At 51.6% G+C, this 15,654-nt stretch carries 11 protein-coding genes; 5 read left to right on the top strand and 6 right to left on the bottom strand.

All coding sequences use genetic code 11. From position 1 onward, the window contains the following. Positions 1–144: 144 nt before the first annotated feature. A complete protein-coding gene (locus ABT56_RS16780; protein WP_047880060.1) occupies positions 145–2,139 on the top strand; it encodes a DNA topoisomerase III in 1,995 nt (664 codons plus the stop codon). Between the two features lie 100 nt (positions 2,140–2,239). Here ABT56_RS16780 and ABT56_RS16775 read toward each other — a convergent pair whose 3' ends face one another. Further along, entirely contained in the window at positions 2,240–3,865 is a 1,626-nt protein-coding gene (locus ABT56_RS16775) for a GGDEF domain-containing protein (protein WP_047880059.1), read from the bottom strand. A 461-nt stretch (positions 3,866–4,326) separates the two neighbouring features. Here ABT56_RS16775 and ABT56_RS16770 point away from each other — a divergent pair, with 461 nt between their 5' ends. Continuing rightward, the gene (locus ABT56_RS16770) at positions 4,327–4,611 is read left to right on the top strand and encodes a hypothetical protein (RefSeq protein ID WP_047880058.1); all 285 of its coding nucleotides are present in this window, start codon (positions 4,327–4,329) and stop codon (positions 4,609–4,611) included. A gap of 96 nt (positions 4,612–4,707) precedes the next feature. On the opposite strand, the gene ABT56_RS16765 is transcribed toward ABT56_RS16770, so the two are convergent. Together ABT56_RS16765 and ABT56_RS16760 are read right to left on the bottom strand one after the other, a co-directional pair. Further along, complete coding sequence (locus tag ABT56_RS16765) at positions 4,708–6,552, bottom strand: DUF3413 domain-containing protein (RefSeq protein ID WP_047880057.1); 1,845 nt, start codon at positions 6,550–6,552, stop codon at positions 4,708–4,710. 46 nt (positions 6,553–6,598) lie between these two features. Then, a complete protein-coding gene (locus ABT56_RS16760; RefSeq protein ID WP_047880056.1) occupies positions 6,599–6,817 on the bottom strand; it encodes a YejL family protein in 219 nt (72 codons plus the stop codon). Positions 6,818–6,901: 84 nt separating this feature from the next. Here ABT56_RS16760 and yejK point away from each other — a divergent pair, with 84 nt between their 5' ends. From yejK to ABT56_RS16745, 3 genes are all read left to right on the top strand, one after another. Continuing rightward, positions 6,902–7,915: a nucleoid-associated protein YejK gene (gene yejK / locus ABT56_RS16755; protein ID WP_047880055.1), complete on the top strand. Its 1,014-nt coding sequence runs from the start codon at positions 6,902–6,904 to the stop codon at positions 7,913–7,915. Between the two features lie 270 nt (positions 7,916–8,185). Next, positions 8,186–9,370, top strand: coding sequence for an Hpt domain-containing protein (locus tag ABT56_RS16750; RefSeq protein ID WP_047880054.1), 1,185 nt, complete (start codon positions 8,186–8,188; stop codon positions 9,368–9,370). A gap of 110 nt (positions 9,371–9,480) precedes the next feature. After that, positions 9,481–9,840, top strand: a complete 360-nt coding sequence (locus ABT56_RS16745) for a nitrous oxide-stimulated promoter family protein (RefSeq protein ID WP_047880150.1) — start codon at positions 9,481–9,483, stop codon at positions 9,838–9,840. Between the two features lie 83 nt (positions 9,841–9,923). On the opposite strand, the gene fldA is transcribed toward ABT56_RS16745, so the two are convergent. The 3 genes from fldA to hcp form a co-directional block, all read right to left on the bottom strand. Continuing rightward, positions 9,924–10,418, bottom strand: coding sequence for a flavodoxin FldA (gene fldA, locus ABT56_RS16740; protein WP_047880053.1), 495 nt, complete (start codon positions 10,416–10,418; stop codon positions 9,924–9,926). 69 nt (positions 10,419–10,487) lie between these two features. Continuing rightward, positions 10,488–14,114 (bottom strand): pyruvate:ferredoxin (flavodoxin) oxidoreductase, encoded by a 3,627-nt coding sequence (gene nifJ / locus ABT56_RS16735; protein WP_157037882.1) that lies wholly within the window; start codon positions 14,112–14,114, stop codon positions 10,488–10,490. A 106-nt stretch (positions 14,115–14,220) separates the two neighbouring features. After that, entirely contained in the window at positions 14,221–15,570 is a 1,350-nt protein-coding gene (gene hcp / locus ABT56_RS16730; RefSeq protein ID WP_047880052.1) for a hydroxylamine reductase, read from the bottom strand. Positions 15,571–15,654 lie beyond the last annotated feature (84 nt).

Here is a 15,654-nt window from a genome sequence, read left to right as displayed (position 1 = left end):
CCTAACTTTGCAGCACTTCAAGCTGTTGCATTCTCTACAGGTATGCTGAGGGTGGGTATCTGTGTATATATCCAGTGTTTTGGTTGCTGCATTGAGGACTTTTCGGTACAGTCTCGGCATTAAATGAGTGATCAGAATACTGTAATGAGCCGTCTTTATATCGCTGAAAAACCAAGCCTTGGTCGCGCAATTGCTGCCGTATTACCCCGTCCGCACAAAAACCATGATGGTTATATTGAAGTTGGAAATGGTGATGTGGTGACCTGGTGTATTGGCCATTTGCTTGAGCAGGTGGAGCCGGATGCTTACGATGAACGATTTAAAAAATGGAATCTGGCTGATCTGCCCATTGTCCCCCAACAGTGGCAGTTGAAGCCGCGAAAATCAGCGAGCAAACAACTTTCTGTGGTACGCAAGCTGTGTAAGCAGGCGAGCGAAATTGTCCATGCCGGTGACCCTGACCGGGAAGGCCAGTTGCTGGTGGATGAAGTCATCGATTATGTGAAGGTGTCGCAGAGCAAGAAGGCGACTATTCAACGTTTGTTAATTTCTGACTTGAACCCTGCAGCAGTCAAGCGGGCGTTGGATAAACTTCGCAGCAACCGTGATTTTATTCCCCTGTCGGTATCGGCGTTGGCACGGTCGCGCGCAGATTGGCTGTACGGTATGAACATGACCCGCGCCTATACGCTGCTTGGCCAAAAAGGCGGCTACCGGGGCGTATTGTCAGTCGGTCGGGTGCAGACGCCAGTTCTTGGGTTGGTGACCCGGCGTGATGATGAGATCGCCAATTTTGTTCCTAAGCCATTTTACGAAGTGTTTGCTCTGATCCCCTATCAGGACATGGAGATCCGAGCCCGCTGGGTGCCAAGCGAGGCGTGCCAGCCTTGGCAGGATGAAGACGGGCGGGTACTTAACCGCAAACTTTGCGAGAACGTGGTTAGCCGGATCAAGGGCCAGCCAGCCGAAGTGACCGATTCCGAGCGCAAGGAGAGCCGTCAGGCACCTCCCTTGCCATACTCTCTTTCGGCGTTGCAGATTGATGCCGCCAAACGCTACGCCATGAGTGCTGCTGATGTACTGGCCACCTGTCAGTCACTCTATGAAAAGCATAAAGTGATTACCTACCCACGTTCAGATTGCCGTTATTTGCCAATGGATCATTTCCGACAGGCCGATGAGGTTAGCAAAGCGGTTGCCGCGACAGACCCGCAACTCGCGACAGCGGTGGCAAACAGCGATACTTCGCTCAAGTCCAAGGCGTGGAATGATAAGAAGGTGGATGCCCACCATGCCATTATCCCAACCCCGAAGGCTGTCAATCCGACGAGTTTGAGCAGTGCAGAACAGAAAGTCTATCAGTTGGTGGCTCGGCAATATTTGATGCAGTTCTACCCGGCAGCGGTGTACAGCGAAGCCCGACTGGTGTTCGCTATTGCCGGCGGGGAGTTTGTTGCCCGTGGCCGTCAATTGATGGTGCAGGGATGGCGAGTACTGCTAGGGCGAGATGACAGCAAAGAGAATAACGATGCCGACTTGGCCGATAAAGTCCCTCCTCTGCGTAAAGGAACGGTGCTGACGTGTCGCGACGGCGAGATCAAAGACAAGATGACCGAGCCGCCAAAGGCATTTACCGAGGCCACCTTGCTGCAGGCGATGACCGGTATTGCGCGTTTTGTTTCCGATAGCGGACTGAAAAAAATATTGCGTGACACCGATGGCCTTGGAACAGAGGCGACGCGGGCGGGCATTCTCGATACCTTGTTCAAGCGCCAGCTATTGGTACGTCAGGCCAAGAATATTCATGCCAGCGAAGCAGGACGGGGGTTGGTATACGCATTGCCTGATGAATCAACATACCCGGATATGACGGCTCATTGGGAACACCAGTTGCAGGATATGGCTGATAGAAAATGTGCCTACTCACCATTTATGGCAGCGCTGGAGAGTCAGGTTACCGCTTTGATGGATAAAGTAAAGAACAGCGAGATCCCGCCGAGTTTGCGAGATTTGAAATCGCTGGAACCGGCCAAAGGTGCGCGGCGCTACCGTAAATCATCAACGGCGAAATCGGCAAAATCAGCAGGAGCCGGGCGCAGAACCGCAACCAAAAAACAAGCGCCAAAGAAAAACAGCTGAACGCAAACCTCGATGCCCGAAGTGGCTGCTGCCCAGAGAGGTAGCCATTGTGGTTTTGTCGTTAGTGTTTTGTAGTCGCCGCTGAGTTTGAGCCGTCTACTCACCCCTTGATAACAAAGTCATTCCGGCCCTGATCCTTGGCGGCATACAGGGCTTCGTCGGCCTGTTGGAAGAACTGGCGTGGGGTGGTGTAGGTTGATGGTATGACGGTATAGCCCCCGATACTGATGGTAACGATATTCGGTGCGCTATCAGCCCCATCCGTTCTGGGTAGCTCCAGTGAGCGAATTGTGTGGAGGGCGCGCTTAGCCGTGTATTGGGCGGCATGCTTGTCTTGGCCGGGCATCAGCAGAACGAATTCTTCACCGCCGTAGCGGGCAAATAACGTTCCAGCTCGCCTTTCAAGGGTTGAGAGGGCTTGGGCAATATCAAACAGACATTGGTCACCGGCCGCATGGCCGTAATGATCGTTGTAGCGTTTGAAGTGATCAACGTCGATGATCAGGAGTGAAATCGGCATCTGGTGGCGTTCGGCCCGACGCCATTCATCAATGAAGCGTTCATCAAATACACGCCTGTTAGCAACCTTGGTCAAGGCATCCTGGCTCGACATCATCTTGAGGTTTTTGTTTGCAATCTGCAGGGCTTCGGTACGTTCGGCGACCCGTTGCTCGAGTTCCGTATTAAGCTGGCGGAGCTGTTCTTCAGCCTGCCGACGGACATATTGCTGCGATACGATAAAACCAAATTGCTTGAGGATTTGACGGTGATAGCTTTGTACCGGCATACCGCTGAGTAGGTTATCGCAGGCTATCCAGCCGATGGGGGTATCCTCATCCCATAGCGAGACAAAAGCACTCCAGCCAAATCCAACTTGTTTTAGGTCGTGGTACAACGGGGTATCTTGCTCGATAGCCAAGTATTCGCCCTTGGTGATCAAACTTTGGTGGGTGAACCACAGGTCGGGAATATCAGATTCAAAATAGGACTCGTCCACGGTATTGCCGTGGATATCGGTACCGAATGTCCCTTGAATTTTGTTGTCTCCATTGATCAGGAATATTGCCATACGGTCGACATGCAATTTTTGCTTGGCTTGATCAATGGCGGTAAACAGTAACTCCTTGAGCGAATTGGTTCGCCACATATCGAAAGAGATATCATGCAGTGCTTGAAGCTGCTGCTGGAGGTGCTGCTGTTCTGTGAGGCTGATTTCCAGTTCGCGCTCTGCCGAGCGGCGTCCGGCATGTTCGTCCTGAATCGATGCATTGAGAATAAACGCGTCAAGCTCGGAGGCCACAAGGCTAGCCAGCGGTTGAAAATCCTCCCCCCGTAACTGCCGGCATTGTTCGTTGTCGGGCAGGTCGACGACGATACATCCAATAATCATTGAACGGCGCTCAAGAGGGAGCCATAAGCGGAAATGATCGGATTCCGGCTCTATGGTGAGTTGACGTTGACGTACGGCTTTGGATATTTGAAAAAAGGGAAGTTCGTCTTGATCGCTGACCTCTGACGGCGGATATTGGAAGAAAATGCCATTGCTATTCATTTCAACCAAGATCTTCCATCGTGCTTTATAGGCGATAACTAGCCATGCCCGCTCTGTTGCAAAACTTAAAGATAAGTTGCGGCAGGTAATTTCAGTTATTGAGCGTAATCCATGTGCTTTTCCCCATTGGGACAAAAGGCGTTGGTAAAAAGTGTTGAGTTGTTGCTGAGCCAAGGCTGACCATCCGTTTTATTCTAGCCGTTGCCTATTGTTACGGATTTTTCAAACTAAAATGGTTATAGCTCACGCAAAACAGGGAGTTAGCACTCTCTAACTTATTGAAATTGAGAAATGCATCGAAATAATTTGCAACACATCACGCTTTGCACTCTATTTTGGTCATTAAAGCCTAATTAGAAAGACATTGATTGGTCAAAAAATTAGCAAAATATTGAAACTGAGACTGCATTCTGGGTGTTATCACTTTTAACTTAAGGAGATAGGTTCTATCAATTACAGTGAGATAGCAGAAATAGTCAGGTGGGAAATGCCGGGGAACAAGGCGGGGTTTTTCGAGAAGTGGTTATTTTACAATCAGAAAGTCTAAGGTAGTTATTGAGCGTATTCACAGGCTTGAATGACCTGTTATTTACTACGATTGGTATTGTAGTGTAACGGTGAGCATAGGAGGCGAGATGATAAGTAATGGATCGGCAAGGCAGTGGTGGATTGCTAGCATTGTGGCTGTTGGGCTAACAGGGTGCGCAGATAGCCGACATCAAACATTGAAAGAGCTGGGTTTTGTCCGCCCATACCTAGAGGGTTATCAAGATGGCTGCTCTAGCCGGGAGCAGCAGGCGGACACTTACCATGATGGGTTCCGTCAGGATCCGGAGCGAATGTACAGTGATGGCAAGTATGCGAATGGCTGGCAGGATGGTTATGAGCACTGCTATGCCGCCAATCAAGACTATCTATAGTGTTTTATTCACGAGGGTAGCCACAGTGGTGGGCGGCCGAAACAGCAAGGGCAGCGATGACGCTGCCCTTTTTGATGACGGTTTGGCGAGATATGCCTAGTCTGGCTGGTTGAAACGTTTAATCTCGTGCATCGCCTGCATCAATGTTGATAGCTTGGGTTTTTCGGAGTTAAGTTTCTGATAACGCTGATTATAAACCCGGTAATTACCGTATTTGTCGACAACGGTCGTGCTCTTTGGCTGGATCATGACAATATCGCTGTCATTACCAGCTAGCAGCCAGCGCCGTTTTGGTGTTGCTTCGAATAGGCTGGCACCGCTACTGTAGGTTGATGCCGGCGTTGATACATTCAGCAGTGATTCCATCAGCGTTGGTACTAGATCCAAGTGGCTGGTCAGGCGGTTGGTCACCGATGCGACACTCTCTGGCCAGTGGATGATCATTGGCACTTGAAGCTGGTATTTGCTGTAGTTGCTGCTCGCCCCCCAGCTGTTGGTACCGGTTTCATTGAACTCGGTGCCGTGGTTGGCGGTGATTACCACGATAGTGTTACCAAGCTGTTTGTTGGCAACCAGTTGGTCAAATATCGCAATTAGCTGCTCATCAATATGGTATACCGCATTTTTATAGCTGTTTTTCAGCAAGGTATCTGTGCTGACCCCTTGGGTTTTTGGGGAGCCCAATGACGGGGTGAAGCGGGGCTTGTAGTCACCGCTTTCTTCGAAGTTTTCAACGGAAGTCAGCTCGATAAAACTGAACCAAGGTTCGTTTTGTGCGGCTTGTTCTTCCATCCATGTTGACCAGCTATCAATGATAGCGCCGTCGCCACCCTTGGTACTGATATTAAGCGGCAGGCCGGTAAACATCGCATCGGCATAGAGCGGATCTTCCGCCATACGTTCATTACCGAATAAGCCGAAATGGTAGCCGCGTTTTTCAAGCGTAGTGATCAGTAGCGGTGATGCTGCTGAAGAGCGAACACTATTGAGGTAGTTAGCCGGTAGGCCGTAGAGTAGGCCAAATACGCTATTGCTGTTGTCGTTGCTGTTGCTGTAATGGTTGCTGTAATTCAGGTTTTGAGCCGCGAAGGCATCCAGATACGGCATGTTTTCCGGGGTGATCATGTCACTGCGGAGGCCATCAATCATGATGATAAGAACATTTTGGCCGGTACCAGGGTTGCTAAAGGTGACTTTTTCCAACGGATAGCGGATTGCCTTGCTGGTCTCGACACCTTGGGCATTGAGTTTTTCTTTGTATTCTTCACGGTCAAGCAAGCCATGCTTTTCCATGAAGGTCTTCGCCGTCATCGGGTATGACAGCGGGAAATTCGAACGCTGGGCGGTGATAGGCTGATATAGCTTGGCATCGGCCCAGATGTACATCAGGTGGCTGCTAACAAAGCAGATCCCGAAGACAACCGCAATCGGCACACCTACATGTTTGCGGGTGAGCTTGCGTAATTTGCGCCACAGCCATTCTGACAGTACCAGTTGCAGCAGGAAGATAATCGGTACTGTAACAAACAGGTACTGCCACCGGGCATTGAGCTCGGTGCGTTCGCCGCTCAACAGCAGGTCAAAGACCAGCGGGCTGAGGTGGAGATCCAATGACTCGTAGGCATAGGTATCCAGCAGGAGTGCCGTGAGTCCGACGGTGCCAACCAGTACGGCAAATAGCCGCATCAGTCGTTGCGAGGGGATCAGGAAACTGGCCGGAAACAGGATCAGAATATAGAAGCCAAAGACCAGGAAACCGAAGTGACCAACCCAGCTGAAAACAAGGTAAAGTTGCCCCCACAGGGTGGTAGGCCATTCAGAATACACAATATAGCGGGTGCCAAGTAGCATGGCCGCGATAATATTGAAGAAACTGAACCAGTGCCCCCAGCTGATAAGCTGGGAGACTTTTTCTTTGTAATTGTTACTGCTGGAGACCATAGGTGTCAGTGTTTCCCAGTCTTAAACCGCTGTGGCGCTAATCAGATTAATCTTCTTTGACTGAAGATTGCAGAGCTTGTGAGAATTTTTCAGCGATTGCCTTCCTTTGCGATGCTGGAACATCGGCATTGATGATGTTGGTGGCGATATTGCCTACAATCATCAGCGCGAGTTCTGCTGAAGCATCGTGCTTCTCTAATACATCGAACATATCTTCAATGATTTGTTCAATTTTTTTATTGCTGTATTTTGAAGTAATTGGCATAGGAAGTCTTGTTTAATCTTGATTAATGTTAAAGAAAGCGACTTATAATACCCTACACTCAAGATTTACTGAAATATTTCCGTTATGAGCCTGACGCTATCGAATGTAATCCTTCACCAATTGGTGAAAAATGGTAATGATGAACTTGAGGTTCATCTTAGAAAACAAACGCTTGAAAACGATGCATCGACTGAGGAATTGGTCGCAGAACTTCACCGAGTCTACAGCAGCAAGGGGGCCAAGGGCTTTGGTCATTTCGCTGAAGATAGCGAGTTTGGCCACTGGTTGAAACAAGCACGACGTGGGGAACTGGATTTTCTGACGTTTTCTAACCAATCTGCACAACGGCTGCAGGTTGAGTTGGCAAAATATCCATTTGCCGAAGTGGGAACGTTGGTACTGGCGGAATACCAGTCGCTGGCAACGGATTATCTGCTGATCGGCTTGTTGCCTACTTGCCACAGCATGAAGGTTACCGAGCAGCTTGATATCAGCGCAACAGATTACCTTGATGTTGCCAAAATGGATATCGTAGCCCGTATTGACCTGTCTTCATGGGAGACGGACAGCGAATCGAACCGTTATCTGACTTACATCAAAGGCCGTGTCGGCCGTAAGATCGCTGATTTCTTCCTCGACTTCCTCCAAGCCGAAGTCGGTTTGGATGTGAAAGAGCAAAATCAGGTGCTGATGCAGGCTGTCGAGGACTTCTGCGCTGATTCTCGTCTTGATAAAGAAGAAAAGCAGCAATACCGCAAGCAGGTTTATGATTACTGTAATGGTCAATTACAAGCCGGTGAAGAAGTGACGGTCAAGGAGCTGGCGGCTGAACTGCCTGCGGCCGATGACGGCACAGATTTTTACCAGTTTACCTCTCAGCAAGGCTATGAATTGGAAGATAGCTTCCCCGCGGACCGTACCGCAATGCGCAAGCTAACCAAATTTGTCGGCTCTGGCGGCGGTTTGACGATTAACTTTGACAGCATGCTGCTTGGCGAGCGTATTTTTTATGATGCGGACACTGATACTCTGACTATCAAAGGGACGCCGCCAAATTTGAAAGATCAGCTACAGCGCCGCCTGAATAGCGATTCTTAATTGATACTGTTTCCATTCTACGGCTCCGCAAGGGGCCGTTTTTGTATGCGCTCTTCACCTCTGTATTTTACTCCCTTCCACCCGTAGATACTTACTTTAGGACGTCCTTCGGCAGTGATTCTAAAGGTCACGGGTATAAAGAGTTGTGACCATTTTGTTCCTTGTCTAATTTTAGAGTGGCGCCAAGTATTTTAGTTGTCATTGTCTGTAGTCTAAGGCAATGCCCCTACGGTGTTGAAGGCGGCTGGTTTATAACAGGAGGAGTGGATCATGGGTGGTTCTTCACAATTTTCTGGTCAGGACGACAAAGATCGAGCCAGTTATATTAGCCGCCGCAAAGCGGTTATAGCCCTGTGTATTGGCTGTGTCCTGTTGGTGCTGGCGGTGGTATTGCCTGTGACGCCAGGGTACGCCATTGCGGTAGTGGGGGGCATGGCATTGGTAGCTGCAATGGGATTCTATTATCAATCCCGGGATGTGGTTCAGGGTCCTGACCCGGAGATGTTATCGCGGCACGGCGAGGAGGTTGATGTATCGGGGGGAGACGATCCGTCAGAGCAATCTGAGCAAAGTGAAGTCTGTGCATCCGTAGAGGCTAAGCCCCCTGTCTTTGCTCCCAGCCATTTGCTCGACAGTATGGATGGCGACCGCGATTCTGCTGCGATGTTGCTGGAAATCTTTCTTGACGAACATAGTGACGATGGCGAGGTGTTGCTGCGTCTTGCTGATAACGAGGAATGGTCGGGCGTGGAGAAAACCCTGCATACGCTCAAAGGCGTGGCAGGCAGTATAGGTGCCGATGCATTGCACGTTCACATTGTTGCCGTGGAAGGTGATTTGTTGAGTCATGGTCGTTTAGAGCGTGAGTCATTGCTTCGGCTAAACCAAGAGATCACGGTGCTGGAGGTGGCGATTAACGAAGCTTTGGCGGGGCTTCGAGCGGTGTCGCCTGAGCGGCAGGCTACCGTAGTAAGTCAGGCTGAAACCGAAAGCGGACAATACGGGCAAGAAGGTGCGGGGAACTTGGCTGCTACCGCCCGCCCGGCAGAGGTGGTAGATTCGCGGCCCTCAATCGATAAAGCGCTGCCAATGGATGGTGTGAATGCGGCGATTGATATTTCAGTGATGCTTAATGCCCTTGATGATGATGCGGAAATGGTGCAAATGTTACTGGGAGTCTTCGTCGAAGAGCACCAGCATGATGGTAAGGTTTTTGTTGAAATGGTATCGAGTGGCTGTATTGATGAGCAGACACTACGCTTGGTTCATAGCCTGAAAGGGGTAGCGGCGAACTTGGGGGCAAACACATTGCAAGAGATTGCCACGGCATTGGAAATGCGATTGAAGCAGCAGCAACCCGTCCCATTGGATGATGCTCACCGTCTGGCCATTGTGCTTGAGCAAACGGTAGAATCAGCCCGGTATTACCTGCATTCATGGGGGGTCAATGCTTAATAGACCCCAGGGAATATTCAGGATGCCTTTGCAGGGGGGGATCACTTTCATACGCCAAGATTGATCAAGATCAATGGAATGCGGCGCGAGCGGTGGATAATACCGCCATTATGATCTTTCAAACCAACGATTCAGTTCGACAGCAGCGTGAACTGAATACTGCAAAAGCGATGATTCGCCTTTACTGTAAAACGCTGCACCGTGGTGCGATTGTCTGTCCTGAATGTGAAGGACTGATTCAATATATCGAAGATCGAATGTGGCAGTGCCGGATGGGAAACGAAAAACCCCATTGCCTGAGGTGCCAAAGCCCTTGTTACCAGCCAGCTAAGCGCTTGCAGTTATCGCATGTCTTGCGCTGGGCGATGCCCAAGTTTGCTTGGCGAAATCCATTGCAGGCTATCAAATTTAAGTTTGACCTGTTTCGTAGCCATGATGGCGAAAACAATTCGACATCCACTACCCAGTAATTCCCGCTCTGCCAAAAGTACCCCCCGAGATATCAAATCTGGCGAGGTACTTTTGTGGGCTGGGCCTTCTGTTTATTCCTTTCTTATGCGCCAAGGCCAAGTGTGCCAAGCCAAGCCGTGATACGTTCATCGGTCAGTTCTGGCTGACGATCCTCGTCCAGAGCCAAGCCGACAAACTGGCCATCGACGACGGCACGCGAATGGTTGAAGGTATAGCTCTCGGTAGACCAAGCGCCAATCAGTTCGCCGCCAGCGGCCTGCACCAGCTCGGCGAGATCCCCCATTGCATCAAGGTAGCTGTCTGGGTAGTCGACTTGATCGCCAAGGCCAAACAACGCCACTTTTTTTCCATTGAGGTCGGCGTCTTCCAGCTCAGGAACGAAGTAGTCCCAGTCTGGCTGCATTTCACCGTAGTTCGCCGTCGGCGTACCGAGGATCAAAATCTCGTAGTCATCAAATACGCTGTTGTCGTTGCCAGCAATATCCTGCGCTTCAAGGCCCAGTTGTTCTGCTATTTTGTTGGCAACATTTTCTGTGTTGCCGGTATCGCTGCCGAAGAAAATTCCGATGTTAGCCATAGTTGTGTCCTCGTTGTTTCAGGCCCGGGGTCAGAGCCCCAGGCAAATCATTGTTAAGTCAGTGACGGGTTATGCCTGAGCGGGATCGTTGTTTGGTGCCGGTGTCCACTGGCTAAGTTGCTCAAGCAGGCGGTGTTTGTGCTGAACCTGATCGCGTAACCGCTGTATGTTGGCTTGGTAGCGAGCCGGATCTTTGCGTTGGATTTGGGTGAAGCGTCCCTCACGGCTGATCAGTTCAACGACGTCTTTGCGTGGCGTTTTTGAATCCATTTGCAAGGCGGCACGGCCTTTTTCAGTCCGGCGCGGATCAAAGCGGAACAATGGCCACAAACCGGTATCAACCAATAACTGCTGGTGTTCCACCCCTTCAGCCATGTCGAAGCCGTGAGTAATACACGGAGAGTAGGCAATCACAAGTGAAGGCCCTGGGTAGGCTTCGGCCTCCTGCAGCGCTTTGATGGCGTGGTTCATGTTGGCACCGAGGGCAATCTTGGCGACGTAGACATTGCCGTGCATCATCATATTCAGTGCGAGATCCTTGCCGTTGCTCGATTTGCCCTGAGTGGCAAATTTGGCCACTGCGCCAGTAGGGGTTGCTTTTGATTGCTGGCCACCGGTGTTGGAGTAGCCTTGGGTGTCCATCACCAGCACATTGACGTTGTCGCTACCTGCCAGAACGTGGTCCAGGCCGCCAAAGCCGATGTCATAGGCCCAGCCGTCGCCGCCGACGATCCAGTTGCTCTTTGCGACGAGATCATCTGCCTTGCTGTCCAGTTCGCGGTGCGAGTAAGGCAGCATGGCTCTCAGTTTGGCGACATTGCTGCGTTGGCGTACCACACTTTGTTCACTGCTATCGAAGGCGTCATGGTTTATTTGATCAACCAGCTCGGTCGGTACGATATCGCGGGCTTGACCCAGCAATGCCAGCGCGGTGTTTCGTTTGCTATCCAGTGCCAACCGCATACCGAGGCCAAACTCGGCATTGTCTTCGAACAGTGAGTTGGCCCATGCCGGGCCTCGGCCAAACTTATCGACGCTGTAAGGCGTGGTTGGTAGGTTGCCGCCGTAAATGGACGAGCAGCCAGTGGCATTGGCAATGAGCAGGCGGTCGCCAAACAGCTGGGTAAGGATTTTGACGTAAGATGTTTCACCGCATCCTGAGCAAGCACCTGAATATTCGAATAACGGCTGTAGCAATTGGCTTGTGCGTGCATCAATACGTTTGATATCAATGCGCTCAAGTTCGGGTAGCGACAGGAAGTAATCGTAGTTTTCCTGTTGTACTGCCAATTGCGGCTGCTTGGGTGCCATATTGATCGCTTTGCGTGCCGGGTTGTTCTTGTCGCTGGCAGGACATGCGGTGGTGCACAGGTTGCACCCGGTGCAGTCCATCGGTGACACTTGCAAGGTATAGGCTTGCCCCTTGAAGTCCCGCTGCTTGTAGTCCGTATGCTTGAAGCTATCCGGAGCCTCAGCGAGATCACCCGGTGCAACGGCTTTGGCACGGATTGCGGCGTGTGGGCACACTAATGTGCAGATATTGCATTGGGTACAGAGATCCTCTTCCCATACCGGAATTTCTTGGGCGATGTTGCGTTTTTCCCACTGGCTGGTGGCTGTTGGCCAAGTGCCATCAACGGGGAAAGCACTTACTGGCAGGTGATCACCCTTGTCGGCCATCATCATCGCGCTGACGTATTTGACCAAGTCAGGCGCTTTGTCACTGACAATTGGCGGTCGGCGGAGCAGGCTGGTGGCCTGTGCAGGGACGGCAACCTTGGCTAGTTTTGACACCGTGGCATCAACGGCTGCATGGTTGGCAGCCACTATGGCCGGGCCACGCTTGCCATAGCTTTTTTCTATCGCCTGCTTGAGTTGGTCGATGGCCTGTTCGAGCGGCATTAGGTTAGATAGGGCAAAGAAGCCGGTTTGCATAATGGTGTTGATTCGGTTTTTCAACCCCAGTTCACGGGCAAGCTCGACGGCATTGATGATATGAAGTTGAAGCTCTCGGTCGATAATAACCTGTTGAACTTCCAGCGGTAAGTATTGCCAGATTTCATCTGCGCTATAAGGGCTGTTGAGCAGCACCGTCGCCCCGTGAGCGGTTTTCTCGAACATTTCCAACCGGTCAATGAACTGATATTGGTGGCAGGCAATGAAATTTGCCCTTTCAATCAGGTATGGCGCTTCAATCGGATCGCTGCCGATTCGAAGGTGCGAGGTTGTGATTCCGCCTGATTTTTTCGAGTCGTAGACAAAGTAGCCTTGAGTATGCAGTGCGGTATTTTCGCCGAGGATCTTGATCGTATTTTTGTTGGCGCTGACCGTACCGTCGGCACCAAGGCCATAGAACAGGGCTTTGAGTCGATTGTCCGGCTCTGTGTTGAGGTGGGCGGGGGTAGGCAGTGATAATCCGCTTATGTCATCGGTGATCCCGACGGTGAAGCCGTGTGAAAGCCGCTGTTCTGCCATTGCCTCGAAGATACTGTTGGCATGGCTTGGGGTAAATTCTTTTGATGATAGCCCATAACGGCCGCCGACAATGGCGGGTAGCTGCGGGTAGCGCTCAAGGCTGACAGCCTGTTGCAAGGCCGCGGCGATATCAAGATACAGCGGTTCGCCCGGCGCGCCCGGCTCTTTGGTTCGGTCCAGTACCGCGATGCGTTCGATTGTTGTTGGCAGGATGTCGATCAGATGCGTCAGTGAGAACGGGCGGTACAGGTTCACACTGACCATACCGACTTGCTTGCCGAGTGACAACTGGTGGTCAACCGCCTGCTGGACGGTGGATGCTGCCGATCCCATCACGACCGTGATATCGCGTGCTTCTGGGTGGCCGTAGTAGTCGAATGGCTGGTAATGGCGGCCGGTCAGCTGAGCAAACTTGGCCATTTGGTCGGCAACAATACCTGGGCAGGCTTGGTAGAAGCCATTGGCGGCTTCGCGTGCCTGGAAGAAGGTATCAGGGTTTTGTGCTGTGCCGCGAATACTTGGGGCATCCGGTGTCAGGCCGCGTTGGTGGAAGGCATCGACCTGTTGCTGATTGATCATAGCACGGAGGGTATTGTCGTCGATCAGGCTGATTTTGTTGATTTCATGCGAGGTGCGAAAACCGTCGAAGAAATGGACAAAGGGAATACGGCTCTCAAGCGTTGCCGCTTGGCTGATCAGGGCAAAATCATGTGCCTGCTGGACACTGCTAGCAGCAAGCATGGCAAAACCGGTTTGGCGAACGGCCATGACATCGGAGTGATCGCCGAAAATAGAGAGGGCATGGGTGGCCAGTGTTCGAGCGGCGACGTGCATGACAAACGGCGTGAGTTCACCGGCAATTTTATACATGTTAGGGATCTTGAGCAGAAGCCCCTGCGATGAGGTGAAGGTTGTTGCCAGAGCTCCTGCCATGAGGGCACCGTGAACAGCGCCCGCTGCTCCGCCTTCTGATTGCATTTCGATAACCCGTGGAATCTGGCCCCATAGGTTGGTCTTGTTTTGTGATTCCCAGACTTCGCAGGCTTCCGACATCGGTGATGACGGGGTAATTGGGTAGATACCAATCACTTCATTGCAGCGGTAGGCGATCGAGGCGGCGGCATCGTTGCCGTCCATTGTGGCAATTACCGGTACGGTCGCAATGGATGTTGCGGGATCGGCAGGGGAGGCCAAGGCGGCATTTTGCTGTTCAATAGGCATGACTTACTCCAGCGAACGGGCACTGTAGGTTTGTTGAATATGGGGTGGAACGGCGGTGTACGGTTTCGGCCAGCCGGCTGGATGCAGAGGCTGGCCGGGGGAGGTGTTATACCTCTACCACGTTAAGCTGTGGTTGTGGGTTTAGCATTTTAGCCAGATCGTCTGCGGCATTACCGGTCAGGTGCAGGTTGAATTGCTGCTGAAGGAAGCCGAAAATCGCCTCGTTGACAAACTCCGGTGGGTTTGGACCAAGGTAAATGTTCTGGATACCAAGGTTGAACAGGGCAAGCAGGATCAAGACTGCTTTTTGTTCCATCCAAGACAGTACGATATTGACCGGTAGCTCGTTGACCGGCACGCCCATTGCGTCGCTCAGAGCAAGGGCGATCATGACTGCGCCATAGCTGTCGTTGCACTGGCCCAGATCGAGGTAGCGTGGGATCTCTGTGCCCGGAACCGTACCGAAATCGTGGTCGTTGAAGCGGAACTTACCACATGACGAAGTCAGGATAATGCAGTCATCAGGGATCGATAGCGCAAGCTCGCGGAAGTAGTCATTGGCCTTGCCTGGTTTGTCACAGCCCGCTACCACGAAGAACTGCTTGATTTTGCCTGCGTTAACCGCGTCGAGGATCTGCGGTGCCAAGCCAAGAATGGTTTTGTAGTTGTGGCCGGTAGGCAGGGTTTCATCGCTGTCAAAACCTTCGATATCCGGCAGGCTCAAGGTCTGTTCGATGAGCGGTGCGAAATCATCACCAAGCTGGCGGCAGTTGTCGATACCGACGATACCGTAGCTGTAGAGGCGATCGGCATAATCAGCACGCCCCGTTGGCGGCACGATGCAGTTGGTGGTCACGATAATGGTGCCGTTCCATTTCTGGAATAGCTGCTTTTGGTCGAACCATGCTTTGCCGATGTTGCCTTTCAGGTGGCTGAACTTGCGTAGCTCCGGGTAGCCGTGTGCAGGCAGCATTTCTGAGTGGGTGTAGACATTGATACCGGTTCCTTCGGTGGCAATAAGCAGGCGTTCTAGCAGATCGAGATCATGGCCTGTTACCAGAATACCTTTGCCTTCCGCTTTGTTCTGAGGAACGCAAACCGGTGTCGGTACGCCAAGGCGGCTATGATGGGCCTCGCCAAGACGGGACATCATTTCGCTACCCGCGCCGCCGATTTTCATCAGCTGGGCAATATGCTGATCAAAGCTGAAGTTAACATTGGTCAGGGTGAAGTAAAGGGTCTCGGCAATGACGTCATCCACAGATTTCGTGTCGGCACCCAAGTCGTTGGCGTGTGTTCGGTAGGCAGACAGGCCCTTCAGGCCAAAAATCATGATGTCTTGCAGGCGTGACAAGGTGTCGTCTTTGCCGCAGGTGCCTTGGGTTTTACCAGTGCTGCCGCAGCCCCCGGATTGTGCCATAGAGCACTGGTGGCAGAACATTGCTAGGTTCGACATGATTGCTTCCTTAAAGATGTATTTATAGTGCAACTTATAAGAGAGGAGGATAGTCCCCCTATTTCATCTCGTCATTGATCAGGA

It is taken from the genome of Photobacterium aquae (assembly GCF_001029445.1).
Classification (GTDB): domain Bacteria; phylum Pseudomonadota; class Gammaproteobacteria; order Enterobacterales; family Vibrionaceae; genus Photobacterium; species Photobacterium aquae.
This window is presented reverse-complemented; position numbering and strand designations above follow the sequence as displayed.